This is a genomic window from Nostoc sp. UIC 10890, assembly GCF_054786515.1.
Genome location: NZ_JBSGKF010000001.1, coordinates 1,613,907 through 1,639,077 on the forward strand (window position 1 = coordinate 1,613,907; position 25,171 = coordinate 1,639,077).

Genomic DNA, 25,171 nt, shown 5'->3' on the forward strand with positions numbered 1-25,171 from the left:
AAGCAGAAGTGCTGCTATGATGGAGCGCTTTTGGTAAACCCTTTTCTAATTACGAATTACGTAGCTTGCTTCTCGCCCTTGGCGAGTATTACGAATTACGAATTATTTAAAACCTGCCATTTCCCTGAACAATATGCTTGACGGTGGTCAAGGTTTCCAGGCTGATAAATCCTCGGCGATGACCTTTTTGGTTAGACATGCCGAGAAACACTGAATCTCCCCGCGAGGGGTTGCGGGAAAAACGCGGGGAAGTGTTGATGTAGGTAGAGGCACTGTTAACTCCTAAAGCAAACTGGCGACTTTCCTGGTAGGATTCAGTAACTATGGAGTCGGCATGACCACTACTGTGTTCATTAATCCAGGCGATCGCACTCTCTAAGCTATCCACCAGTTTAAAAGCTACTGTCCTCGTTAAATAAGGGTTTCCCCATTCGCCTTCCTTTACCAATTGCAATTGGGGAAAAGCTTCTACTAGTTCTGCGTCCCCTTTAATTTCAAAGCCTTTTTCCATCAAGCTATTCCACAGCACTGCTAAAGATGATGGCAAGGCTTGACGATGAATTAGTACCTTTTCAATGGCATTGGCTTGATCGGGTTCACTTTGATGGCTATCAAGAATCATCCAGCGCACCATTTCCAAGCTGCTATTGAGCGACCAGTAGAGATAACAGTTACCCATCGCTGACTTTAAAACTGGGCAAGTTGCCTGTCGTACTACCTGCTGCACTAAGCTGGGGCGTCCGTAGGGAATCACTAAATTCACGTACTCGTCTTGGGTAACTAAATCCCGAATCGAAGCACCATGTTCTGCTGTGATCAGTTCTACACAACCTGGTGTTAGACCAACTTCTGCGATCGCATTTTGCAATACCTCAGCGATCGCAGCGTTAGAATGGCTAGCTTCAGTACTACCTTTGAGAATTATACTATTGCCAGTTTTGATACAAAAACCCGCTGCGATCGCTCCTAAATCGGGAAAGGCTTCATAAATAAATCCAATCACTCCCAAGGGCATTAACTGGGTGTAACTTTGGGAATCTTCCAGTTGATAATCAGCGGTTCTGACCCGCCGCAGCGGATCTGATAATTCCCCCAACCTTTGTAAAATGTCCACGGTCGTCTCTAGCCTTGTGGGAGTCAGCTTTAGCCAATCCAATATCAACTCTGGCACTGCCATTTCTCGACTAGCTTCTAAATCCAAGGTATTGGCTTCTAGAATGTCGTCAAATGAGCGCTCAAGAGCCTGTGCCATCGCTAATACTGCACGACTCCGGTCTGCTCCCTTTGTGATCCCCAACTTTAGGGAAGCTTGATAGGCTCGTTGGGCACTAGTAATCGGTTCGGGGTGGTCATCCAAAACTTCAACAGTCATTGAGTTAACGTCTGTAGGTAAGCCAGACCATTAGTGCTGGCAGAATAGCCAATAATACCGCCACCATTGCCCAAGCAATAATGCTGGAACTATTTGCCAATCGCAGTGCTAATGGCAGCCATATAATCACTAGCACGAAAATAATGCCAAGTGCTATAGGCAGATAGCTTTCTCCCAAGCGGGGATGGACAACATGCCAACTATTTCCCATCCAACGCCAAGCCCGCTTATAGGGATAGGTGGTAGAAAGCTGTTCTAGGACATGACCATTATCTTCTACTACAAAGATTTGCTGACAGCGATCGCAACCAAATGCTTCTGTCAGCGTAATCGGAATTAACTGACCCCGGCGACGACAGGGACAGGGGTATTCGGTATTGAAGTCGATTTTTTCAGGTTTTTGAGATTGCACAAGCGTTCTAATGACTTGAGCGTGTTTTACGCGAACTACGAGAATATAATGTGTTGGTAAATGCCTGATAAGGCTTCTTTCTTTATATAGATGGGCAGGTTATGCAAACATCGCCATGATTGCAAACAGTAGATGCAGCCAACTTTAAGTATCCTAATTGCCATGTCATTACGGGGTTCTCTGTTTGTAGTCTTTCCCCATAGCTGGCAATCTTATTTAAAAATTTCCTTCTCTTCATCTGTCGCTTTCAAGGTAAGTGGTTGCGTTTTTGGGCATTGATTATGCTGACACACCTGGTACAATTTTAAGCCTACGTGGCGACCACTCCTAAAACAAATCGTTTGGGAAGGCTACGCTGATAAACAACAGACACCAATAAACCCTAGATTTTCCTTGGGGTTACTATATATTACTATCCAGTTATCAAGGTTGGATCGGGATTATCTCCAATCTTTATTCCTTGCAGTTCGCAAGCGTTTCAAGAGCGAGAATTGGCAAAACATCCAGAGAATGTGTGTGACTCTTTGCCCAAATAGATTGTGGCTAACTTCACTGCGAAAAGACGTTTTGCACCTGACAACATTATAAGTAGCCACCTTTAATCCAGTGTAATACACCCTATACGAAACAAATTGATTACACCTATAAAGATTGTACTCAAGCTAATGAATATCTAAACTAATGTGAAGCTGGGTTTTATATTTCTTAGCAAGTGGGTAATACAAGTTGAGTGGGCAATGTTCAAATTTGGAGAGTAGACGATTTGTTTGCTCGATCTGTCCACAGAATTGAAGAGTGAATCGACGAACACTGAAATCCACCCTAAAAACACTAAACCCCTTAGAATTTTTTTAATCTAAGAGGTTTTAGTTGGAAGCGGGTGACGCGATTCGAACGCGCGACATTCACCTTGGCAAGGTGACGCTCTACCACTGAGCTACACCCGCAATCAATCGCCATATATCAATATCTCAGATTTATCCTTAATTGTCAACCCCTTAATTTATTTTAGTCATTGGTCATTGGTCATTGGTCATTGGTCATTGGTCATTGGTCATTGGTCATTAGTGAATGACAAAGGACAAAGGACAAATGACTAATGACTCATTTAGCCTAGTTCTTCTGACTCCGCAGTTAAATTGCCGATGCTGGCACCTTGAAAAGAGGCTGGCAAAGACTGGCTATTACGAGAATATGGCTCTGCCAGGTTAGAACGCAGTTGCCGCATGAGGCTTGCCATTTCTAGGGCATTCAAGGCATAATCCCAACCATGATTACCTTTGATGCCTGCCCGTTCTAAGGCTTGTTGCATGGTGTCTACTGTCAAAATGCCAAAAATTACTGGCACCCCAGTTTGAAAGCTAGCGGCGGCAATGCCTTTAGAAACCTCGGCGGATACGTAATCAAAATGGGGTGTTTGCCCTCGAATGACTGCACCTAGACAAATTACAGCATCATAACGATGGGAAAGTGCTAGTTGCCGAGCTACTAAAGGTACTTCAAAACTTCCCGGAACCCAAACATAGTCCACCTGAGTACCTTGTGGGTTAGGATCTACACCGTGGCGTTTCAAACAATCTTGACAACCCTCTAGCAGCTTTCCGGTAACGAGGTCATTGAATCGACCAATAACCACTGCAAAATGCAAAGGTTCCGTTTGAGTAAAAGTTCCCTCGAAAACTGCCATGACTGCCTCTTTATCAACTATACTTCTGGCCAATATACATTTCTTATTTAAATGTAGAGGAGCAGGAAAGCACGGTCAGGATGAAGGAACCAGGAAAAAGAAAAAATTTCTTGTTTCCCTTAACCTTTGACCTTGGCTTTTCTGCTCCTCTAGTTCTTATATTATGTGCCTGCGCCAGAGCGAAGCCGTCGCCTACACGACAAAAAAGTTTAACAAACCAACTAAAAACACCAAACCAATCCAGACACCAGAGCCAACCCAGAGCAGTTTTTTAGAATCATTCCAATTTTGGGGAGTGGCGTAAGCAACAGGAACCCCAACAACTAGGACAAAGGACAACAGGACTAGACCTATCAAGGCAAATTGGAATATTATGGTCATTTTTGCTTCTCCCAATACAGCGAAATACTAAGGATAGAATATCCTAAAGGGCGACACTGACACTTTCTTATTATTTTTAAGCTAGCAGAAATTGCAACATTTTAGTCATTTGTCCTTTCGTCTAAGTATCAATGACTAATGACTAATGGCTAATTGAACTATGGATGTAATTCTTTGCCACACAACAGCAGATTTTGACACACTAGGAGCAGCAGTAGGGTTAACGCGCCTACTACCGGGAAGTAAGATTGTGCTGACTGGCGGTTCTCACCCTCCTGTACGGGATTTTTTAGCATTGCATCGGGATGAATATCCGCTAATTGAACGGCGTTCGGTGAATGCCGAAAAAATTCGTTCTCTGACTGTGGTGGATACACAACAGCGCGATCGCTTGGGTAAAGCTGCTGAGTGGTTAGATTTACCCAATCTTAAAGAAATTATAGTTTATGACCATCATTTAGGACAAGAATCAGACATTCTCGCGACGCGATCGCATATTGACTCAGTAGGAGCTACCACAACTTTAATTGTGGAGCAATTGCAACAACAGGAAATTTCCCTGACTCCTGCTGAAGCTACTGTGATGGCTTTGGGTATCCACGTTGACACTGGCTCCTTGACCTTTGACCAGTCCACACCACGGGATGCTTTAGCTTTGGCTTGGTTGATGCAACAAGGTGCAAGTTTATCAGTAATTTCTACCTACCGTGACCCTGGCTTGTCTTTGCAATTGCAACAGTTATTAACTGAATCTCTAGAAAATTTAGAATATCTTTGTCTGCGTGGATATACTGTTGCTTGGGTAACTCTAAGAACTAAAAATTTTGTGCCTGGATTATCGAGTCTGGCTTCGGAACTAGTGGAACTAACCGAAATTGATGCCCTACTGTTGGCTAATGAGTATCCTTTGGGTGAAGATGATTCACGCTTAACTGTAATTGGGCGATCGCAAATTCCCAAGACGAATCTTAACCTATTATTCCAACTTCTTGGAGGCGGTGGTCATTCACAAGCCGCATCGCTAAATCTAAGAGGAGTTGATTCACAAGTAATATTAAAACAACTCCTTGACGGGATAAAAGCGCAAATTCCCCATCCCCCCACCGCGAGGGATTTGATGTCTTCTCCTGTCCGCACGATTCTGCCTGAAACCACAATTGCTGAGGCACAGCGAATTTTGTTGCGTTATGGACACTCTGGTTTATCTGTAGTTGATACTCAAAAGCAACTAGTAGGTATTATTTCACGCCGGGATCTTGATATCGCCTTGCACCACGGATTTAGTCATGCGCCAGTTAAAGGCTACATGACAAGAAATCTGAAAACAATTACACCAGATACGACACTGCCACAAATTGAGTCGCTGATGGTGACTTATGATATCGGACGCTTACCAGTATTGGAAAATGGTCAGTTAGTTGGTATTGTCACTCGTACTGATGTCTTGCGGGAATTACATCAGGAAAGGGATGAAGATGGAGAAGGGGGAGAGCAAAAATTCAAAATTCAAAATTCAAAATTCAAAATTCCTCTTAGCACTGAGTTGCAAAATAAACTTGCTCCTAGATTGTGGCAATTACTCACCACAGCATCACAAGAAGCCGAAAAACGGGGTTGGCATCTTTATTTAGTAGGAGGTGCGGTGCGGGATTTGCTGTTAACTGACGCATCAGGTAGCTTGATGATTAAAGATATTGACCTAGTAGTTGATGGCTTTCACAAATCAGCAGATGTTGGCGCTGGTGTGGAACTAGCAAAAGCACTTCAACAACTTTATCCTGCGGCTCGTTTAGAAATTCACGGGGCTTTTCAAACTGCTGCTTTGTTGTGGCACAAAGACCCAGAATTAGATTCTCTATGGGTAGATATTGCCACCGCTAGAACAGAGTTTTATCCTTACCCGGCGGCGAATCCAGAAGTTGAGGCGAGTTCAATTCGCCAAGACTTGTATCGTCGAGATTTTACCATTAATGCGATCGCTTTGCGACTTACTACTCCGCGTGCTGGTGAATTACTCGATTTCTTTGGCGGATTACTCGATTTACAAGCTAAACAAATTCGAGTTTTACACGCCAACAGCTTTATCGAAGACCCCACCCGGATTTATCGCGGTGTGCGGTTTGCTGTGCGCTTCGGATTTCAGATAGAAGTGCAAACTGAAGAGTTTATCCGCTATGCCATCAACAGTGGTGTTTACGATCGCACTGCTCACGAGAATAGCAGAACTCCAGCTTTACAAACTCGACTGAAAACAGAATTAAAACACATCCTAGAAGCCCCCTACTGGAAATCGGCTTTACAGTTACTCGATAATTTAGGGGCATTGCAATGTATCCATCCTACTCTGAAGCTAGATGTGGAAGTCCTACAACAATTACGTTTGCTAGAACGCTGTTTGCGGCGATTTGACCCACAACCAACCCTCATCCATTGGGAAATGCGCTTAGAAACGTTAATCGCCTATTTAGCACCACAATATCGGGCGAAAGTAGCAAAAAATCTGCAACTACAAGAAGATGGCATTAAACGCTTGCAAAACTTGGCTTCTGCCCAAACTGAGATGATGGAATCTTTGCCTAAGTGTGAAAGTCCTAGTCAAGTAGTACAGATGTTGCAAAAGTACGATTTACCAATGCTGATTTTAATCGCTGTGCAAAGTCCGCGATCGCTTAGACATCAGATTTGGGAATATTTAACTGTTTGGGCTAATGTGCAGCCACTATTGAATGGTAATGATTTAAAAAAACTTGGTTACAAACCAGGACCTCAATATCGGCAAATATTAGATGATTTACTTGCTGCTACCTTGGATGAAGTAATTAAAGATAGGAATGAAGCTGAGGAGTTTTTAGCCAAACACTATCCTAAATGAATTAACTTAAATTGTATCTGGGTCGATATTTAACTCGCGCAGTTTTGCTGCCAAACGTTCGGCCTTTTGTTCTGCTTGTTCTGCGGCTTCTTCAGGTGTTGGTACTAATTGCCCATCTCGTGTAAAAAACCGCAATAGTCCCTGATAAACTCCCAGATATAATCCTAGTTGATGACTCCATAAATATCCTTGCTCACTTGGTTGTAGAGTTTGATATTCTCCATCTACTAAATGAAATCCTGCAAATTCTTGTGTGAAAGGGTCGAACCAAAAATAATCGGGTGTGCGGAAGGTATCTTGATAAATTTTTTTCTTTAAATCTTTGTCAGTATTAGCTGTTGAGTCAGACAGAATTTCCAGAATTACATTCGGATATTTACCATCTTCTTCCCAAACTACCCAACTTTTACGGGTTTTGCGTTCAGTTCCGAATACTACAAAAAAGTCTGGCCCTCGGAAGTGTTCTGATTTTCGTTGGCGTGGACTGTAGTAGATAGTCAGATTTCCCGCCGCATAGAAATCATTTCTATCTCGCCACAATCATTTTAGGCATTTGAGTAAGAGCATGATCTGCTCTAAATATAGTTCGCTTTCCAAAGGAGGCTCGTCACTATATAGATCACTAGGGGGAAATATAACATCTTGGCAGATGCCTTTTTGATCATCTAATTCTTGAGCTATGGTCATAGAATGGATAGGGCATCAAGTAGTTATGGATTTATTTTAGCAGTGTTGTAGTTAGCGATCGCATACCGCGGAGGCCCAGAGGGCAAAGAGAAGAAAAAAGCGATCGCATCTTCGCTTTCCGAAATTCCTTCATGCTAAACTGTAGTCAATATCAAACCTCATCACAACTCCAGCGAGATAGCTCAAATGAATTAGTACCAAACACCCGTTGCGCGAAAGCAACAAATGTCAACAAAGAATAAACGCAACTAGTTTGACAGGGTTACTTCACATAGTCATGTACTAAAAATATTGTTATTACTCCTATCTACATAGAACCGCTTGACGATTGTCTGCGCTGGTTTTTTGTGTCTAATCTACCCGCAGCTTTTGGAAAAATGCGGGTGGAAGTTTGCGAATTGAGGTTTGAGAGGAATGCCGAAAAAATCAATATTGTTAGCTGAGAATTTAGCCTATAATCTCAGCTTAGACAGAACTTTATTTCAAGGAGTTCATGTGAGTATCGATGCGAGCGATCGCATTGCTTTAGTCGGTCGGAACGGGGTAGGAAAATCAACCCTACTCAAGATAATTGTAGGTCAAATTAGCCCCAATACAGGCTCAGTTTGGCGTAATGGTGTTGTCTATTATTTGCCACAAATAAGTACTGTCAGACAAGAAATTACAGTAGATACAGTACTTAATTTTTTGATTTATATCTCTGATAATTGGTGGAAGGTTGAGGATATCCTGCAAACAAAATTTGATACAAATGTTGATTTTTATCTACCAATTACTAACTTGAGTGGAGGAGAACTTACTAAACTATTTCTGGCAATCGGTTTAGCTCAAGAACCAAACTTGCTATTACTTGATGAGCCAACAAATCACATGGATTTGCAAGCGTTAGAAAGTTTAAAGCAGTTTCTTCAATATTTTACGGGTGCTTTTGTGATTGTCTCACATAAACCTTTTTTCCTAGACCAAGTTACAGATGTCACTTGGGAACTGACACCTGTTGGAATAAAGGTATATGGAGGCAATTTTTCTCAGTATCGAGAACAGAAAGAAATAGAGTTAGAGGCAGCATTGCGATCGCACGAAGCCGCCAGAAAGGAACTCAAACGTACCCAAGCTACAGCGATGCAAGAACAGCAACGTGCAGCCCAATCTAGTCGCAACGGTCGCGCCAAGTTTCTCAATGGTAGTATTGATAGAATGGCAGCAGGCCTGATTAAAACCAAAGCTGAAGCGTCTACCGGAACTGCGAAAAAGAAACATGCAGCAGCAGTAGCAAAGGCTAATCAAAAGGTTGCAGAGACAAAGGTCAAAACTACCAAAGTAACGAGTATTCAGCTAGAAGAAAAAAATCACAAGCACCGAAATCTAATCAATATCCAGGGTGCAAATCTTAAAGTATCAGAACGTCTGTTGATTCAAAATATTCAACTGCACATATCATCTGGCGATCGCATAGCCATTATCGGCGCAAACGGTTCTGGTAAATCGAGTCTGGTAAAGGGAATTTTGGGGATGGAGAACCAAACAGCAGTGTTGGACTCAGGTGAGGTTTTGCTAGCATCAGCCATGAAAGCTGTATATCTAGATCAAAGCTACGAGCTTGTAAATCGGCAATACACAATTCTGGAAAATATGCAAGCTGCCAATTCTGATCTCAGCTATCAGCTTTTGCGTCAACAGTTGGGACACTTCCTCTTTAAATATGATGACGTTCACAAAAGCGCTTCCATACTGAGTGGGGGGGAATTGGCAAGATTAGCGATCGCTATGATCAGTATCTCAGAAATCGATCTACTGATTCTCGATGAACCAACTAATAACCTGGATATTGAAACCGTTGAACAAATGGTAAGAGGTATCAATGATTACCAAGGAGCGCTTTGGGTAATTTCCCACGATATCGATTTCCTCAGCCGGATTAATATTACTCAAGGGTTCAAATTGAGGGAACAAACTTTGCAAATGACGGCTTATTTACCAAGTACACCAGAGCAATATTATCGAGAGTTGCTGGAATGTCATAAATAAAGCGATCGCCAACGCCAAATTTCTGGCTCTACAATAGAAGCCGCAAAGCATACAGGCAAGTTATAATTCTCTTGCGGTGCAACGTAACAAAAATTTATGAGTAATCCCCTTGTGCAAGCCTTTTTCGTAGGCAGAGCGGTAGCAGAAGTAGTTAATGAGCGTTTAGAGGTCGCCTTGACCGATGCTTTGAGCGATCTGGGCAAATTTGATGCAGAAGCTAGAGAGCAACTGCGCCAGTTTACAGAAGAAGTCCTAGAACGGGCAAATCGGGCAGCAGAATCAGCTAATGCTGGTCAATCTACTACAGGTACTAGACAAACCAGTTCTGATTCCGGTGACTTGCAAGCAGATATTGACGAATTAAGAGCAGAAATTGCCCTATTACGAACAGAATTGCAACATTATCGCCGAACTTCTGCATAAATTTTAGTCATTAGTCATTAGTCATTGGTCATTGGTCATTAGTCATTAGTGAAAAATTATGTACGAATGACAAAGGACGAATAACACAAGACAAATGACAAAACACAAATGACAAAGGACACTTAAGAAAAAAACAGTTTAGGAATCAGAGTGTCTTTTCTTCCAAGTGATTCGGTTGCAAACCAACGGTACACAAAGTATATGGAACAAGGTTATTCAGAGAAGGCATACCGTTGGAATCGGGAAAAATACTCTAGCAGACGGCGTTTTGTGGACATTTGGTCTTTTGTCTTGACCTTATTGTTCAAACTTTGGCTATACAACAAATCTTGGAGTTATCCGGGTGGTGTGAGTGACGCAAAGCAAGCTGCAAGACGCAAAACCCAAGCGGTTTGGATTCGCAATACCCTACTGGATTTAGGTCCAACCTTCATCAAAGTTGGGCAACTGTTTTCTACCCGTGCTGATATATTCCCTGGTGAATATGTAGAAGAACTAGCAAAGTTACAAGACAAAGTACCGGCATTTAGCTATGAGCAAGTAGAAGCGATCATTGAGAAAGAACTAGGCAAAAAAATTCCTGAACTCTTCCATAATTTTGAACCTATTCCCTTAGCTGCCGCTAGCTTGGGGCAAGTACACAAAGCGGTGCTACATACTGGGGAATCGGTTGTTGTCAAGGTGCAACGTCCTGGACTAAAGAAGTTATTTGAAATAGATTTACAGATTCTCAAAGGAATTACCCGCTACTTTCAAAACCATCCCAAATGGGGACGAGGGAGAGATTGGTTGGGTATTTATGAAGAATGTTGCCGCATTCTTTGGGAAGAAATTGACTATCTTAACGAAGGTCGTAACGCCGATACTTTTCGCCGGAACTTTCGTGGCTATGATTGGGTGAATGTCCCCAAAGTATACTGGCGTTACGCCACGTCCAGAGTGCTCACGCTAGAATATCTCCCTGGAATTAAAATTAGCCAATACGAAGCTTTAGAAGCAGCGGGTTTGGATCGAAAAGTGATCGCTCGTCAAGGCGCTCAAGCCTACTTACTACAATTACTCAATAGTGGCTTTTTCCACGCCGATCCTCATCCAGGCAATATTGCCGTCAGTGCAAATGGCGCTCTAATATTCTACGATTTCGGTATGATGGGGCGGATTAAGTCCAACATCCGCGAAGGACTGATGCAAACACTGTTTGGCATTGCCCAAAAAGATGGCGATCGCGTTGTGCAGTCTCTCATCGATTTAGGTGCGATCGCCCCAACCGATGACATGGGGCCAGTCCGGCGTTCCGTCCAGTATATGCTGGACAATTTCATGGATAAGCCCTTTGAAAACCAATCAGTCGCGGCAATCAGTGACGACCTTTACGAAATAGCTTATAATCAGCCATTTAGATTTCCTGCAACTTTCACTTTTGTGATGCGAGCCTTTTCTACTCTGGAGGGGGTAGGCAAGGGTCTAGATCCAGAGTTTAACTTTATGGAAGTTGCCAAACCATATGCAATGCAACTTATGACCGATATGAATGGTTCTGAGGGGAATAGCTTTCTTAACGAATTAAGTCGCCAAGCAGCTCAGGTAAGTAGTACCGCCTTTGGTCTACCACGTAGATTAGAGGATACACTAGAGAAGCTAGAGCAGGGAGACATGCGCTTGCGCGTTCGGTCTATAGAAACTGAACGCCTGCTGCGACGACAGAGCAGTATTCAGCTCTCAATAAGCTATGCTCTGTTAATCAGCGGTTTCACGCTTTCAGCTACTATTCTAGTGGTTAAGGATTATGTATGGTTGGCACTGCTGCCAGGTTTAATTGCAGCAGCGCTCTCAGTGATCCTGATCCGATTACTTTTACGCCTCGACCGTTACGATCGTATGTATTAATTGTTGCAAAAAAAATTATGAAACTTAATTTCACGGGTTTTAGCGATCCGGGACTTATTCGTTCTACTAATCAGGATGCTTACTATATCGACCCAGAAGGTCGGTTTTTCGTCGTCGCCGATGGAATGGGTGGTCATGCCGGAGGTGAAGAAGCAAGTCGCATTGCTACTGGAGAAATTCAGGCGTATTTGGTAGCAAATTGGGAATCTTCTAAATCTTCTCAAGAATTGCTAGAGCAAGCTTTGTGGGGAGCTAATGAAGCGATTTTGCAGGATCAGCAAAACCATCCCGAACGCGCTGACATGGGTACAACGGTTGTAGCAGTAATTTTTCGTGCCCCAGAGTCGCCTTGGTGCGCTCATGTTGGCGATTCACGGCTGTATCGCTTGCGGGAGTCACACTTAGAGCAGGTAACGGAAGACCACACTTGGGTAGCACGAGCAATCAAAATCGGTGACATCACTTTAGATGAAGCACGATTACATCCTTTTCGTCATGTATTATCGCGCTGTTTGGGACGTGAAGACTTGCATCAGATTGATGTGCAACCACTAGATGTAAAAGCTGGCGATCGCTTGCTGTTATGTAGTGATGGTCTTACAGAAGAACTTGTCGAGCAAAAGATTGCTAATTGCCTCAAAGATAGTCCTTGGCTTGATAAAGCTGCCATCTCTCTAATTGAGGCTGCCAAAGAGCATGGAGGGCACGATAACATTACAGTTGTCATCGTCTCACTCGAAGAAAATAATCATTAGTTATTACTCTTTTTCCAAGGACAAAGGACAAAGTACAAATCTGGTAAATATACTCAGTAATTTGTTCAGTGTGAGCATTTTTCCTTTTTACAATTTGATACAAATATTTTTAGCCTCTAAAATGACCTAAAGAGGCTAGATTTGCATAAATTGGTTAATTGACATCTTGCACGTAATAAGGTAAAGCGACTATAATTCACGCTTATTACCATTAATTCCCCAACCTCCTTAAAATCTCCGCCCTCCGAAGCTTCCTCCATACTGGAGGAGAAAGCATCTTAGGTTTTCTAAAGAGAAAAACTAAGACGGGTTTTGCATAGCACTTGTTCTTCTCCTCAAAGAAGAATTGTGCGAAGCAAGAAGGAATCAGGGAGGTAGATATACTTATTCGAGGCTAAATAGAGCCTATTTTCCGGAATATGGTTCAGCTAACTTGGGTGGTATATCAGTAGGATTAGGTGCAAGATATCAGAGCAGAAAAAGTCCACATTTCGGATGTGGGCAATCTGTCAAACAATTGTTATCTTTCGTAATACGGAGGAACAAATGTTGGACAGATATGAGTCCAAATCTTATCCCATTTGGACTTCTGTGAGCGATATCACCTTTACGCGTTGTTTTTTCGGAGTTAACTATGAATCAACCCATGAAACTATCCTTGGAACAGCAATTCAGCATCTGCTCATTTGCTACTCAGGTACAAAATATGAGCCACGACCAAGCTAAAGACTTTTTAGTCAAGCTCTATGAGCAAATGGTTGTGCGCGAGGCAACTTATCAAGAGCTTCTTAAGCACCAGTGGGGCTTAGATTCCGGTTCCACTATGGCATAGAGTCGTTCTGATGTCGCAGTGGGCGACCTCCTTCTCTTGCTTGGTTCCAAGGAGGAAAAGAGCTGGGGATGTCGGGGCGTCAACTTCGATAAATAATTCCACAAGAGCTGTGCAAAAGTTCAATCCACGAAATTAACTAAGAATGAGTAACATTGTCTACGGCATATCTGTTGGAGTCTAGACTTAATTTCAGCTTTGTAGACTAAAATTGCTGTTTGCTTTAGCCAAACTTCTTCTTGTTTCGTCTAGTCTGAGAATCACACCTGCGTAAATTGACAATTTCCTGGAATATATACAGAGGAATATTCAGAGAGAATTTAGACAGCAATAATTGGGCAGCTAGTGATTTCACTCTTTATACATATAACTAGAACTTACATCTTTATATATATTTTGTTTATAAAAGTTTACATTCTTTGAGTCCCGACCCCTTAGTTACATCTAAAACACGTAACATTCAGAAATTATTCCTAGTAGTCTGTCAAGGCAAGTTTGCTTTGTTTTAAGTTTTCCGCGTCTTTGTGTCAGTCCTAATCCGTCAAATTTGGATTGACAGACTACTAGTACCGCAAGGCGGAATTAAAAATTAAAAATTAAAAATGAATACAGCATAAGGGTTTCGTTGATTTGGAATGATTGGTTTATTTCCGCCGTGTTGTACTAGCTGGAAAGATCGTATGGAGAATCTGTATCAATACTTTCTAGTTTTGTTAGAATTTGAGGCTTAATCTTTTCATACTCGCTTTTGAGTAAGCTTTTACTGATTTGTGGATCAGCAGAGGACATTAAGGTGTTGCTCATTGCAATCCACTCTTGTAGTCGCTGGCGCTGGGCAGAAGCGACGCTGGAAAGTAAGATATGGGTACAGCGATTTGGTGTTTCTCGTGCAAAGAATAAAAGGCGGTAGTAACCTGTGTGCTGGAGTAACCTGGCAATTTCTTGACCAAGACTGCTTTTGAGATCAAGGTAATAAGGCAACCATTTAGCACCATGCTTGCGGTTATAGATGACAGTAATCCATAGCAACATGGGATGAGGAATAGAGATGAAAAGAAATTGGTTATAACGGGTACAGAGTAAGCGCTTCTGAATTTCTTCTTGTGGTAGCATCACCCATAGGGCCGGTAAAATCTCCCCATTGGTGTGAATGGTCTGGGGAAAGACAATATCGGCAATTGGTTTATTTTGGGGCCAGGAAATGGCACGAGCGATTTCATCGTTTGACCAGGATACCCGCAAATCGGCTTTAGTCTTTTGTTCAAGCTCAGGGCTAGCTGTAGTAGAAGGAACTAGAGCATGGCTGTCTTGCTGAATTTTGCGTGTATGCTCAGGCTTTTCTAGAGATGCTAAAACTCTGAGAATTTCTGTGATACTTTGGGGGCGATCGCGTGCTAGTTTAGCTAGACAACTCATCACCAAATTTTCGATTTCTTTTGGTAGTTCTAATCCAGGCGCAACCTCAGCAAAAGAACGTGGTTTTTGATAGTGATGTGTTTTATACCATGCTCCAAAAGAGTGAGTTGGTGCTACCAGTGGCATTTTGCCTGTGAGCATCTCAAACATCATGACGCCCAAACTATAAATATCAGCACGGTTGTCTAATTCCTTACCCTCCATTTGTTCGGGAGAAGAATAAGCCAATGTCCCCAAATAGAATTTTGTATGGTCACCATCTGACTGTAATAATTTAGCAATACCAAAATCTAGAACCTTGACCAATTCTCCAAAACTGGGATCTTGAATCACCAGCATATTGCTTGGCTTGACATCACGATGGATAATTGGGCAAATAGTACCATCAACTGGAATGCCATCATGGGCGCACTGTAATCCCAGACTGAGTTGACGCGCCATACTCAAGAATCTTGGTAAAGGCAGTCGTTGCTTGCGAATAATATTGTTCAGGCTTTGTCCTTGTAGATATTCCATGACGTAGAACGGGGTGTTATTGTCATCTACGCCATAGTCCATAACTCGGACAATGTGGATGCTTTTTTGCCCTAATAAAGCACAGGTTTTTGCTTCTCGCTCAAAGCGGTCTTGCAATCGCATCTTTTCATTTTGGATTGAGAGAGCCAGAAACTTAACCGCAACAGGTACACCTCCCAACAAAGTATCTTTAGCACGATAAACCCGACCCATTGCTCCAGTACCGATTAACTCCTGGAGTTGGTAGCGTTTGCTGAGTAAGCGACCAATGTTGGGGTCTGACATAGAAAATTTGAATCCAAAAGCAGGTTGTAAGTGTTTGGGAGGAAAAGTGCATTCAAACTGATATCTGAGTTATTGCGCCTAGAAATGACTTTCTACGCTCGTACCGCAAGCTAGAAGTCGGAAGTCAAAAGGCAAAAAGCTTATAGGATAGGCTTTTGTGCGATTTTCAATCGTTGCTCTATTTGGGCGGTGCTGTACTAGCTTTTTCAGTCGTCTTTTAGAGGATTGAAGCCATAATCTAGCAGTTTGTAACCAAGACGGTTATTACAACTGGTGCAATATGCTAAATCAAACAAGCAGAAAAGGTAGATTTATAATGATGCTTTGTACCATTTTGCACTTTAATTGTGGTGTAGTTTTATTTTGCCCAATTTTGACTAAATAGATAACTCTGGGGTATGCCAAAAACTTTAATTAGGAAGTACCACACTCACCACAGAGTTCTGAAAATTGAGTAATGAGTGCAGAGTGCAGTCTCTTCTATACGAGAGGCTGCACTACACGCTAGAGCGTCTCTCCTTCGGTGCGAGACGAGCCTTCTATATTCGGAGAAGACCGAACTGGCTTGACTACACAGACAAAACTCACCTCCGCAGATCATCAAACCCTTGAATTGGTATGCTTTCCACGGAGGCAGACTTTGCTTATGTAGTAGCTAATCTATAGTCACCCAATACTATTAAAAAATTGTCTTATTGCCTGACCATAGTTTTGACCTTTAGGCTCATTTTGAAACTATGTAATGATGCATTTTTATTAATAAAACTGTCATACTACTAATTGGTAGTTTTTCGTTTTTTCTGTATGTTGGGATAAATGTCAAAACTTGATTTATTACCCATTACATAGTATTGAAATCGACGCTCAATAATTTTGTTTAATCGGGAAATAAAATCATAAAGAAAGCCTGGATTGTTCTTAATTTCTGTCAATGCTGTGATAAATTTTCCTTGTTTTATAGGCTCTACAACTTGAAGGTAAGCGAGATTTTTCTTATAGACTGCAAGATTATAAGATAGAGCGTGCATTAAAGCTGGATTCTTTTTCACAACCTCTTGTTGCATGAAGGTATTAGTAGCTTTGCAGTATTGATTTAGACGTGGTAATTGGTTTTGATGTACAAGAGAGCCAGGGCGCGAACGGTAGAAATAATAAGGTTTTGGCTCAATAAAAAAGCGAGCTCCTTTGATTAAGCATTTCATATCAAGCCAAAAGTCTTGACCCATTCTGATGTCTTCATCATATTCGATGCCGTGCTTAACCAAAAATTCTCGTTTGAATAGAGGTTTGCTTAAACCAAGATGCAATCCTGGTTGTCCATAGACATCAGTTTCTACAAAATAAACGATATCAATTTGGAGGATTTTTTCTATACTTTCTCCACTTTCTTGAATCAATGTGCTCCAAGGGGATGTTTCACCATCCTTGATTAAATAAACATCGTCGGCAATCATGTCTGCATTGATTTCATTTGCTCGTGACACAAGCTTAGACAATCTTTCTGGAGCATACCAATCATCTGAATCAAGCACAGCAATCCATTCTCCTTGGGCTGCTCTAAGGGCACGATTTCGTGCAGCAGCAGCCCCAAGGTTTTGTTGATTAACAATAACTTTGAGACGTTGGTCTGTAAAACTTTTAGCGACTTCTACAGTTTTATCACTTGAAGCATCATCGACTATGATAACTTCAATATCCGTAAGTGTTTGCTCTAAGGCTGACTTTATTGACTTCGCAATATAAGCTTCAGTATTATAAGCGGGGATAATGACAGAGACTTTAGGATTCATGAAACTGGACTCCAGACTACAAGGTTCGGTAAAAATACTAAAAGTCTAAGGATAATTTGATAATTTATTTTTTAGTATACAACTCAGTAGTTAAGTGAGAATAAATGATGATTCCTCAAGGTAAGGCATGAGACATTGAACGTTAGGAAAGCAATGCGTTGCCAGAGTTTTTTGAGCGCCAGGCTTCCACTCTAGACGCACAGCAGGCAGTACTGCTCTTAGCCCGGATTTCTCACCACACCTCTCAAAGCCTGCGCTTGTGCAGGGGAGAGTTCAAATACCAAGTTCTTTACCCTTTGCCCCTCTGCTCTATCAAACGCCTGAAGTTTGTGAGAAATGCGGGTTAGGTTGACTGACGCTCTAGGCTAGCTTCCATTGTGTTAGCTAAAAAATGACCAGCTAAGATGCCACTACTGAGGTAATATGTATTTTCCGAAATCCGATGTAGGGTCTCAAAGCCACTACGACGCTGACGATCGCCTAGTACCCAGTAACGCTGCACAATCGTATCTAGACCAATCCAGCCTTCACCTTCAACTTGCCCCCAAATATTATGTTGTAGTAAAAAAGTATACTGTCGTTCTCCCTCATGTAGTCGCCCCTTGTATTGGAGAGAGATTTCTGAGCGATCGCTACCTGGGAATATCAGTTTTGTAGCCATAGTGAACCAGTTATCTCGATTCCAAGCTACCAAGGTCATACCCTTGACGCTGATTGGCGTACCATTACGTTCCAGCCAATTTCCTTCCATTGCCCAGCGTCCTGGTTCTAATAAAAAAGTATGAGCCACTTTTATATTCCCTGTCTTGATCGAGTGCCGCCAAGACTACAGTTATAGCAGTGCTGAGTTAAGAGTTTGAAGTTAGGAATTTTTTTCCCACTCCCTAATCAGGACTCAAGACTGACTTTGATGAATTTCTCCCAAAAGCACTTCTTGAGGTGCCCCAGTGGCAGTAGGTAGGTTGCCAGGAATGCCCAAATGTCGCCAGTAGGCTAAAACCGCAAAGGCGATCGCTTCTTTAAAATCTGCACTCAAGCCGACTTCATCTGTAGTCCAGACTGGTATTGATGTCAACAATAACTGTAATCTTTGTTTTAAGTAGAGATTTCGACCACCACCTCCACATAATAGTACCCGTTGTGGCATTTCCGGCAAAAAAGTGCGGTAACTATGAATAATTGAAGCAGCTGTCAGTTCGGTAAGAGTTGCCAGTATGTCGGCAGCATTAAGTTGGTATGCTTGGGCATCTTTTAAACACTGATGCAGGTAAGTAACACCAAATAACTCTCGCCCAGTGGATTTGGGCGGCGGTAGATGAAAGTAGTCTTGGTTGAGCCATTGTTCAACCAATGGATGGCAAGGAGTACCACTCGCTGCCCAATTGCCATCTTCATCGTAAGTTTTAGTACCAGCGCTTAAATGCTCTACCGCCAGATCCAATAGACTATTTCCGGGGCCAGTATCCCAAGCGCGAATTTTTGAGAGCCAGTCGCCATGTCGAGGCGGAATATAAGCAACATTGCCAATACCACCAATGTTTTGAATACAACGCCCCTCTTGGGGATGACTGAGTAAATAGGCATCTACTCTGGGTACGAGAGGCGCACCATGACCACCAATAGCGATATCAGCAACACGGAAGTTGCTCACAGTTGTAATGCCCGTAAGATGGGCAATTAATTCACCGCGCCCTAGTTGCAGACTATAACCGAGTGGGGAGTGGGGAGTGCTTTTCTTTTCTATTCCTCTATCCGCAGGTGGTCGATGATAAACTGTCTGACCGTGGGAGCCAATGAGAGTAGCTGGCTGATGATCAATTTGAATATTTTGAGCGGCTTGGGCAAAGACGATTGCGATCGCATCATCTATTTCTGCCAATTCTGCCATTGAAATGGCAACACCCGCACCAACTGCCAATATTTTTTCTCTGAGTTCGGCTGAATAAGGATATGTTACCCCCGCTAGCAACTCAACTTTGAGATCCAATTCTGTACCGGAAATCTCTACCAAAGCAGCGTCTATGCCATCTACGGACGTGCCACTAATTAAACCGATAACGCGAGTAGGGACAGCAGCTTCTTCAGTCAGATGCATTGATAAAGATTCTTTTGTTGATTAGCAAGAGGTAGTTTAATTCATGTTACTAGCTATGTCAAAAAAATATCAGATGGCATAGTTAACTGGATAAAGACGAGTAGACAGAGCAAGGGAAGAATCTCAAAACCAATAACAACGACCACAAATCTATTTCTATTTACAGCAGATTTCAAGTTAGTGAAGTACATAATCTAAGGCTGAAAACTATTTATGGAGACTGTTTTACACCCTTACCCAGGCTCTACGTTTGCGTAGCGTGCCGTAACCTGGATTTCAAAAGTTCCAGTGAAAAGTCAACATTCAATAAAAATTAGGGCGAGCTTAAGTAAGCTCGCCCTAATTTTTTTCCCATTTATTTTATGATCAGCGGCTGTGCAACACTTGGATAATGCCCGAATTGCTTCCTGCTTAGAGATGTGGGCATTGTCCACAGGCTTAACTTGGGATAGAAATGATCCTAAAACCCAGGTTCTTAAGAATCGATATGATAGAAAAGTAGATAAAACTTAAAAAATATTTATCGAATGGTGCTTCAATCATCTGGCTTGTCCAAGATCAAAGACTCATTAACACAAAAAATCTTTTTGGGTAATGAACCCAATGCTGAGTTGATTGCAATTCTCACCGTTTACTTTGTCCAAGGAATTTTAGGGTTATCACGTCTAGCCGTGAGCTTTTTCCTCAAAGATGAACTGCTGCTGAGTCCAGTCGAGGTATCGGCGCTATTGGGAATTGTCTTCCTGCCTTGGATGATCAAGCCGGTGTTTGGTTTTATCTCTGATGGCTTGCCTATATTTGGCTATCGTCGGCGTCCTTACTTGATTTTATCGGGGATATTGGGAACTGTTTCCTGGGTGAGTTTGGCCACAATAGTTCATACTAGCTGGGCAGCTACCTTAGCGATCGCTCTTGGTTCTCTGTCTGTCGCCATGAGTGATGTGATAGTTGACTCGCTGGTTGTGGAACGAGCCAGAGGCGAATCCCAAGCGAAAGCCGGTTCACTACAATCTCTGTGTTGGGGTGCTTCTGCGATCGGAGGTTTAATCACAGCATACTTCAGTGGTCTGCTGCTCCAATATTTTACTACCCGTACTGTCTTTGGAATTACCGCCCTCTTCCCTCTCATCGTCTCAGGGGTAGCTTGGTTAATTGCTGAGTCCCCTGTCAGCAAAGATGCTAAAGATAGTAATCACACCAACCCTTTAGCAATCAAAGATCAACTGAAGCAACTACGCCAAGCCATTACCCAAAAAAGAATTTGGCTACCAACGGCGTTTGTCTTCATCTGGCAAGCTACCCCAAATGCTGACTCCGCCTTTTTCTACTTCTCTACCAACGAACTCCACTTTGAACCAGAATTTTTAGGGCGGGTAAACTTGGTGGGAAGTTTCGCTTCTTTGGCAGGTGTTTGGATTTTTCAACGTTTCCTCAAGAGCATCCCTTTTCGGGTGATTTTTGCTTGGAGTACTGTGCTTTCCTCAATTTTGGGGATGACAATGCTGTTGTTAGTGACTCACACAAACAGGCTGTTAGGTATAGATGACCACTGGTTTAGTTTAGGTGATAGTCTTATTCTCACTGTGATGGGGAAAATTGCCTTTATGCAAGTGATGGTTCTAGCAGCAAGGCTTTGTCCCCCTGGAGTGGAAGCGACATTATTTGCTTTGTTAATGTCGGTGTTTAATTCAGCAGCAACGGTTTCCCATGCATTCGGGGCATTAATCACCTATTGGCTGGGGATCACCGCAACGAACTTTGAGTCACTTTGGCTATTGGTGGTAATTACTAACCTCAGCACGCTGTTACCTCTACCATTTATCAATTGGCTACCTGCTGCTGAGGAACAAACTGAGACACCCAAAGATTCTGAACAACCGTTTTTGCCTGATTTGATGTCTGAGTTGGTACTGAGAGAATCAGAGTCGAAAATAGTGGAATAGTGTAAGAAATCTCATGCAAATTCAAGCCAGTCTGCTGTTTTGCTGTTGTATTAACTGGCGGCGTAAAGTTGCAAAAAAATTAATTTTAGCGGCTACATATTTTTGTATCAGGTAACAATAATAAACCAAGTATATGCAGAGTTTTAAAAGTCAAGATAGCTTAGTTACAGAAAAATCCTACACTCGTGCAGACTGGCAAGGAGGATATCAATCTCTCACCCAAGAATTTGATTATTGGATTGATGATATAGAAGGGCAAATTCCTACAGAATTACAAGGTACGCTGTTTAGAAATGGCCCTGGTTTACTGGATGTGAATGGGCAATCTCTCCATCACCCGTTTGATGGGGACGGGATGATTAGCAAAATTACCTTTACTAATGGTCGTGCCCATTTTCGCAACCGCTTTGTCCGTACAACTGGCTATTTGGCAGAGCAAAAGGCGGGAAAAATTCTCTACCGCGGTACTTTTGGTACTCAAAAACCTGGTGGTTGGCTAGCTAATATCTTTGACTTCAAACTCAAAAATATCGCCAATACAAATGTTATTTATTGGGGTGGTAAACTGCTAGCACTCTGGGAAGGATCTGAAGCACATCGCCTCGATCCCTACACTCTTGAAACCTTGGGGAATGAATATTTTAATGGTGTTTTATCACCAGGTGACGCTTTCGCTGCACATCCCCGTTTGGAAAAAAATTGCGATCAAGATGGAGGTGCATCTTGCCTGGTAAATTTCTCGATTAAGCCAGGATTATCCACCACAATTAATATTTTTGAGCTAAACCCAACGGGTGAAATTATCAGACGGCACGCTCATAAGGTTCCAGGTTTCTGTTTTATTCACGATTTTGTCATTACTCCCAATTACTGTATATTCTTTCAAAATCCTGTCACCTTCAATCCCATACCTTTTGCCTTGGGAATACGTGCGGCAGGAGAATGTATTAAATTTCAGGCAAATCAGCCAACTCAAATTCTAATTATTCCCCGCTTCCCTAAAGAAGGGCAAGAAGAGATGAAAATTCTGGAAACTCAGTCTGGTTTCGTCTTCCACCACGTTAATGCTTTTGAGGTGGGAGAGGAAGTTTTGATTGACTCCATTTGCTACCAAGATTTACCAGAAGTGGAACCCAAAAGCGATTTTCGACAAACTGATTTTGAGGCGAATTCACCTGGGCAACTCTGGCGATTTCATCTGAATTTAAAGAATGGGATAGTCCGACGAGAATTGATTGATAGCCGCTGCTGTGAATTTCCTAGCATACATCCGGCGAATGTGGGACGCTCTTATCGATATCTATATATAGGTGCGGCTCATGCTGAGACTGGTAATGCTCCCTTACAAGCATTGCTGAAAATTGATTTAGAGTCTGGAGAAAGACAAATATGGAGTGCTGCACCCCGTGGTTTTGTGGGTGAACCGATTTTTGTCCCGCGCCCAGGTTCCGAAAAGGAAGATGATGGTTGGGTATTAGCTTTGGTTTATGATGCTGCTCATCACCGCTCAGATGTGGTAATTTTGGATGCTAGTGATTTCTCTAAAGGAGTAATAGCGCGACTACATTTGAAACATCATATCCCCTATGGTCTACATGGGAGCTTTACTTCTGAGGTTTTTGAGGAAATTTGATTCCTTATTTGGGTGAAACCATTTTTTCGCTGGCAATAATATGTAAATCGATATTTTTGAGCAAGCGCACTAATTTTTGCGTCAAAGATCCTTTGATGAGCATTTGCCAGCGCGATCGCTGACTCTCTCCAATTACAATTTGGGTAATCCGATATTTTTCGGCAACTTCTGCGATCGCATTAGCTACGTTACTGTTGGTAACACGAATAAAAGTACCTTCAAATTCTTTACAGAGTTTCTCACATGTGTGGATGTGTAAGCTTTCCTCTTTGCTAAGGAAGCGTTCTGGATCGGCAACGAATAGGGTATAAAGCGGCGCGTTCATATAGTTAGCCAACCTTGCACCCCGGCGCAACAGTTGCACTGAGTTTGGATAAGTGGATACACATACCAAAACTCGCTCGTGAATATTACAAAATTGCCCATTGGGGGTAGTAGCGATCGCATTTTCTTCCACGTTGTCTGCTACTTCCCGCAAAGCCAACTCCCGCAAAGCAATCAGGTTACGGCGTTGGAAAAAGTTATCGAGGGATTGTTGGATTTTTTGCGATTCATAAATCTTTCCTTCTAACAATCGTTCTTGCAGAGTTTCCGGAGTGACATCAACTACCACTATTTCATCTGCATCATCCAGAATCCTGTCAGGAACACGCTCACGGACTATCACACTTGTAATTCTAGCTACTAAGTCATTAAGACTTTCCAAATGCTGGACATTCATTGTGGAGTAGACATCAATACCTGCTGCTAAAACTACTTCTACATCTTCGTAGCGTTTTTCGCGTGGGGAACCAGGGACGTTGGTATGGGCAAGTTCATCGATTAAGACTAATTGAGGCGATCGCTTTAAAATAGCATCTGTATCCATATCCGTTAGCGTCAACTCACCGCGAGGATATTGCTTACGGGGTAAAATCTCCAGTCCCTCTGCCTTTTCAGCCGTCTCTTTCCGTCCGTGAGTTTCCAAAAGCCCAACAACGACATCAATTCCTTCCTGCTTGAGTGCATGTCCCTCTTCCAGCATTCGGTAAGTTTTACCTACCCCAGGAGCCATGCCAATAAATATTTTATGCTTTCCCCGTCGTCGTGCCGGATAAAGCGAGTAACTTCCAGAATTTAAAGGTGCAGTGCCAGCCGAACTAGCATTACTATTGTCTGACATTTCATTCTTCGTTATCTGTATGGCAATCCTATTTCATCGCAAAACGGCCCTTTTCCCATGCCCCATTCACTTTTATTAATTTTGCTGACGATTAATATCTTGCAAGTCAAGAGCATAATTCAATCGCAGAACATTGACTCCTGGCTCACCAAAAATCCATAAAAATCTGCCATCAGTATACTTATTAATTAAAGGTAGAATCTCATCTTCTTTTACTCCCCGCGCACCAGCAACCCGTGTCAATTGTTGTCGTGCTGCTCTGAAAGAAATATGTGGATCTAAACCGGAAGCAGAGGTATAAATTATATCGGCTATCGGTTGAAGATTTTCGTCTCGCAATTGATTTGACTGTTCTAGAATCCGCTTCAGTAGCTCTGGATTGCTAGCAGCGAGATTACTGGCTCCAGATATGCCAGTTGGCCTGGCTCTTTTGCCTTGGCTATATCTAACAGTACTGGGACGAGGATGGAAATATCGCTCAGATGTGAACAGCTGACCAATCAAAGCCGAACCAATGGGTTCATTATTTAGATTCAGCATGATGCTGCCATTAGCTTGATAAGGCAAAAAGACTTGACCCACTACAAGGATTACCAGAGGATAGATGATTGCAGTCAACAACCAAAGCATTAGAGTTATAAAAATGGCTCTGATGGTTTCTCGAATAATAGCCATAAAAAGTTTTCCAATTGCTCCTAGAATTTAATTTTTAATTTTTAATTTTTTAATTCTTTTGCCTACGCAGTAGAACGTTTCAGGGTGCTGTTAGCAACAGCATAAACAACTGGGGCAGTTACCACATTCAAGCACAGCAGGATAAAAATAGCGAGTGATAGGTGTTGTTTATGCCATTGCGACCAAACAAAGGACATAGCCGAAGCAGTGCTGAGTAAAAACGATGTTTATTCATATTCTTCTTGTTCTCCCTCTCAACAGGTAAAAGTAAAAATGTTTATTATTTTACTTTGATCAAGATGTGCTAGTTTCACAGCGTCTTT

The 25,171-nt window shown here is 42.3% G+C and carries 18 protein-coding genes, 1 tRNA gene and 1 pseudogene; 8 read left to right on the plus strand and 12 right to left on the minus strand.

What is annotated here, in order from left to right:
* Positions 1 to 106: 106 nt before the first annotated feature.
* The 5 genes from ACWATR_RS06435 to psbZ form a co-directional block, all read right to left on the minus strand.
* A complete protein-coding gene (locus ACWATR_RS06435) occupies positions 107 to 1,372 on the minus strand; it encodes a glutamate-5-semialdehyde dehydrogenase (RefSeq protein WP_460330587.1) in 1,266 nt (421 codons plus the stop codon).
* A gap of 4 nt (positions 1,373 to 1,376) precedes the next feature.
* Complete coding sequence (locus tag ACWATR_RS06440) at positions 1,377 to 1,784, minus strand: hypothetical protein (RefSeq protein WP_069072751.1); 408 nt, start codon at positions 1,782 to 1,784, stop codon at positions 1,377 to 1,379.
* Positions 1,785 to 2,659: 875 nt separating this feature from the next.
* Positions 2,660 to 2,731: transfer RNA gene (locus ACWATR_RS06445), tRNA-Gly, on the minus strand.
* Between the two features lie 161 nt (positions 2,732 to 2,892).
* Positions 2,893 to 3,471, minus strand: coding sequence for a 6,7-dimethyl-8-ribityllumazine synthase (gene ribH / locus ACWATR_RS06450; protein WP_460330590.1), 579 nt, complete (start codon positions 3,469 to 3,471; stop codon positions 2,893 to 2,895).
* Between the two features lie 192 nt (positions 3,472 to 3,663).
* Positions 3,664 to 3,852 (minus strand): photosystem II reaction center protein PsbZ, encoded by a 189-nt coding sequence (gene psbZ, locus ACWATR_RS06455; RefSeq protein WP_069072749.1) that lies wholly within the window; start codon positions 3,850 to 3,852, stop codon positions 3,664 to 3,666.
* A 160-nt stretch (positions 3,853 to 4,012) separates the two neighbouring features.
* On the opposite strand from psbZ, the gene ACWATR_RS06460 reads away from it, so the two are divergent.
* Positions 4,013 to 6,724 carry a CBS domain-containing protein gene (locus ACWATR_RS06460; protein WP_460330593.1) on the plus strand — a complete coding sequence of 904 codons (2,712 nt, stop codon included), beginning with the start codon at positions 4,013 to 4,015 and terminating at the stop codon, positions 6,722 to 6,724.
* Between the two features lie 6 nt (positions 6,725 to 6,730).
* On the opposite strand, the pseudogene ACWATR_RS06465 reads toward ACWATR_RS06460, so the two are convergent.
* A pseudogene (locus ACWATR_RS06465) lies at positions 6,731 to 7,411 on the minus strand (Uma2 family endonuclease).
* Between the two features lie 414 nt (positions 7,412 to 7,825).
* Between ACWATR_RS06465 and abc-f the strand changes: the two are divergent.
* The 5 genes from abc-f to ACWATR_RS06490 all read left to right on the plus strand — a co-directional run bounded on the left by abc-f (position 7,826) and on the right by ACWATR_RS06490 (position 13,336).
* Entirely contained in the window at positions 7,826 to 9,439 is a 1,614-nt protein-coding gene (gene abc-f / locus ACWATR_RS06470; protein WP_460330596.1) for a ribosomal protection-like ABC-F family protein, read from the plus strand.
* Positions 9,440 to 9,535: 96 nt separating this feature from the next.
* A complete protein-coding gene (locus tag ACWATR_RS06475; RefSeq protein ID WP_069069376.1) occupies positions 9,536 to 9,862 on the plus strand; it encodes a DUF6825 family protein in 327 nt (108 codons plus the stop codon).
* 201 nt (positions 9,863 to 10,063) lie between these two features.
* Positions 10,064 to 11,749, plus strand: coding sequence for an ABC1 kinase family protein (locus tag ACWATR_RS06480; RefSeq protein WP_460330598.1), 1,686 nt, complete (start codon positions 10,064 to 10,066; stop codon positions 11,747 to 11,749).
* 17 nt (positions 11,750 to 11,766) lie between these two features.
* Positions 11,767 to 12,504, plus strand: a complete 738-nt coding sequence (locus ACWATR_RS06485) for a Stp1/IreP family PP2C-type Ser/Thr phosphatase (RefSeq protein ID WP_460330601.1) — start codon at positions 11,767 to 11,769, stop codon at positions 12,502 to 12,504.
* Positions 12,505 to 13,138: 634 nt separating this feature from the next.
* Positions 13,139 to 13,336, plus strand: coding sequence for an NblA/ycf18 family protein (locus ACWATR_RS06490; RefSeq protein ID WP_041565841.1), 198 nt, complete (start codon positions 13,139 to 13,141; stop codon positions 13,334 to 13,336).
* Positions 13,337 to 13,996: 660 nt separating this feature from the next.
* Here ACWATR_RS06490 and ACWATR_RS06495 read toward each other — a convergent pair.
* The 4 genes from ACWATR_RS06495 to ACWATR_RS06510 form a co-directional block, all read right to left on the minus strand.
* Positions 13,997 to 15,550: a serine/threonine-protein kinase gene (locus tag ACWATR_RS06495; RefSeq protein WP_460330605.1), complete on the minus strand. Its 1,554-nt coding sequence runs from the start codon at positions 15,548 to 15,550 to the stop codon at positions 13,997 to 13,999.
* 776 nt (positions 15,551 to 16,326) lie between these two features.
* Positions 16,327 to 17,340 (minus strand): glycosyltransferase family 2 protein, encoded by a 1,014-nt coding sequence (locus ACWATR_RS06500; protein WP_460330608.1) that lies wholly within the window; start codon positions 17,338 to 17,340, stop codon positions 16,327 to 16,329.
* A gap of 343 nt (positions 17,341 to 17,683) precedes the next feature.
* A complete protein-coding gene (locus tag ACWATR_RS06505) occupies positions 17,684 to 18,130 on the minus strand; it encodes a hypothetical protein (protein WP_460330611.1) in 447 nt (148 codons plus the stop codon).
* A gap of 105 nt (positions 18,131 to 18,235) precedes the next feature.
* Positions 18,236 to 19,435, minus strand: a complete 1,200-nt coding sequence (locus ACWATR_RS06510) for an anhydro-N-acetylmuramic acid kinase (protein ID WP_460330614.1) — start codon at positions 19,433 to 19,435, stop codon at positions 18,236 to 18,238.
* 527 nt (positions 19,436 to 19,962) lie between these two features.
* Here ACWATR_RS06510 and ACWATR_RS06515 point away from each other — a divergent pair.
* Together ACWATR_RS06515 and ACWATR_RS06520 are read left to right on the plus strand one after the other, a co-directional pair.
* A complete protein-coding gene (locus tag ACWATR_RS06515; RefSeq protein ID WP_460330616.1) occupies positions 19,963 to 21,378 on the plus strand; it encodes a folate/biopterin family MFS transporter in 1,416 nt (471 codons plus the stop codon).
* A gap of 133 nt (positions 21,379 to 21,511) precedes the next feature.
* The gene (locus ACWATR_RS06520; RefSeq protein ID WP_460330618.1) at positions 21,512 to 23,011 is read left to right on the plus strand and encodes a carotenoid oxygenase family protein; all 1,500 of its coding nucleotides are present in this window, start codon (positions 21,512 to 21,514) and stop codon (positions 23,009 to 23,011) included.
* A gap of 4 nt (positions 23,012 to 23,015) precedes the next feature.
* On the opposite strand, the gene ACWATR_RS06525 is transcribed toward ACWATR_RS06520, so the two are convergent.
* A complete protein-coding gene (locus tag ACWATR_RS06525) occupies positions 23,016 to 24,173 on the minus strand; it encodes a universal stress protein (RefSeq protein ID WP_460330621.1) in 1,158 nt (385 codons plus the stop codon).
* Between the two features lie 75 nt (positions 24,174 to 24,248).
* Positions 24,249 to 24,848: a K(+)-transporting ATPase subunit C gene (gene kdpC, locus ACWATR_RS06530; protein ID WP_460330624.1), complete on the minus strand. Its 600-nt coding sequence runs from the start codon at positions 24,846 to 24,848 to the stop codon at positions 24,249 to 24,251.
* Positions 24,849 to 25,171 lie beyond the last annotated feature (323 nt).

Bases quoted from the DNA above. Each gene is read 5' to 3' on its own strand.
- ACWATR_RS06435 (WP_460330587.1), bottom strand. From the start codon at position 1,372: ATGACTGTTGAAGTTTTGGATGACCACCCCGAACCGATTACTAGTGCC.
- ribH (WP_460330590.1), bottom strand. From the start codon at position 3,471: ATGGCAGTTTTCGAGGGAACTTTTACTCAAACGGAACCTTTGCATTTT.
- psbZ (WP_069072749.1), bottom strand. From the start codon at position 3,852: ATGACCATAATATTCCAATTTGCCTTGATAGGTCTAGTCCTGTTGTCC.
- ACWATR_RS06460 (WP_460330593.1), top strand. From the start codon at position 4,013: ATGGATGTAATTCTTTGCCACACAACAGCAGATTTTGACACACTAGGA.
- abc-f (WP_460330596.1), top strand. From the start codon at position 7,826: ATGCCGAAAAAATCAATATTGTTAGCTGAGAATTTAGCCTATAATCTC.
- ACWATR_RS06475 (WP_069069376.1), top strand. From the start codon at position 9,536: ATGAGTAATCCCCTTGTGCAAGCCTTTTTCGTAGGCAGAGCGGTAGCA.
- ACWATR_RS06480 (WP_460330598.1), top strand. From the start codon at position 10,064: ATGGAACAAGGTTATTCAGAGAAGGCATACCGTTGGAATCGGGAAAAA.
- ACWATR_RS06485 (WP_460330601.1), top strand. From the start codon at position 11,767: ATGAAACTTAATTTCACGGGTTTTAGCGATCCGGGACTTATTCGTTCT.
- ACWATR_RS06490 (WP_041565841.1), top strand. From the start codon at position 13,139: ATGAATCAACCCATGAAACTATCCTTGGAACAGCAATTCAGCATCTGC.
- ACWATR_RS06495 (WP_460330605.1), bottom strand. From the start codon at position 15,550: ATGTCAGACCCCAACATTGGTCGCTTACTCAGCAAACGCTACCAACTC.
- ACWATR_RS06500 (WP_460330608.1), bottom strand. From the start codon at position 17,340: ATGAATCCTAAAGTCTCTGTCATTATCCCCGCTTATAATACTGAAGCT.
- ACWATR_RS06510 (WP_460330614.1), bottom strand. From the start codon at position 19,435: ATGCATCTGACTGAAGAAGCTGCTGTCCCTACTCGCGTTATCGGTTTA.
- ACWATR_RS06515 (WP_460330616.1), top strand. From the start codon at position 19,963: ATGGTGCTTCAATCATCTGGCTTGTCCAAGATCAAAGACTCATTAACA.
- ACWATR_RS06520 (WP_460330618.1), top strand. From the start codon at position 21,512: ATGCAGAGTTTTAAAAGTCAAGATAGCTTAGTTACAGAAAAATCCTAC.
- ACWATR_RS06525 (WP_460330621.1), bottom strand. From the start codon at position 24,173: ATGTCAGACAATAGTAATGCTAGTTCGGCTGGCACTGCACCTTTAAAT.
- kdpC (WP_460330624.1), bottom strand. From the start codon at position 24,848: ATGGCTATTATTCGAGAAACCATCAGAGCCATTTTTATAACTCTAATG.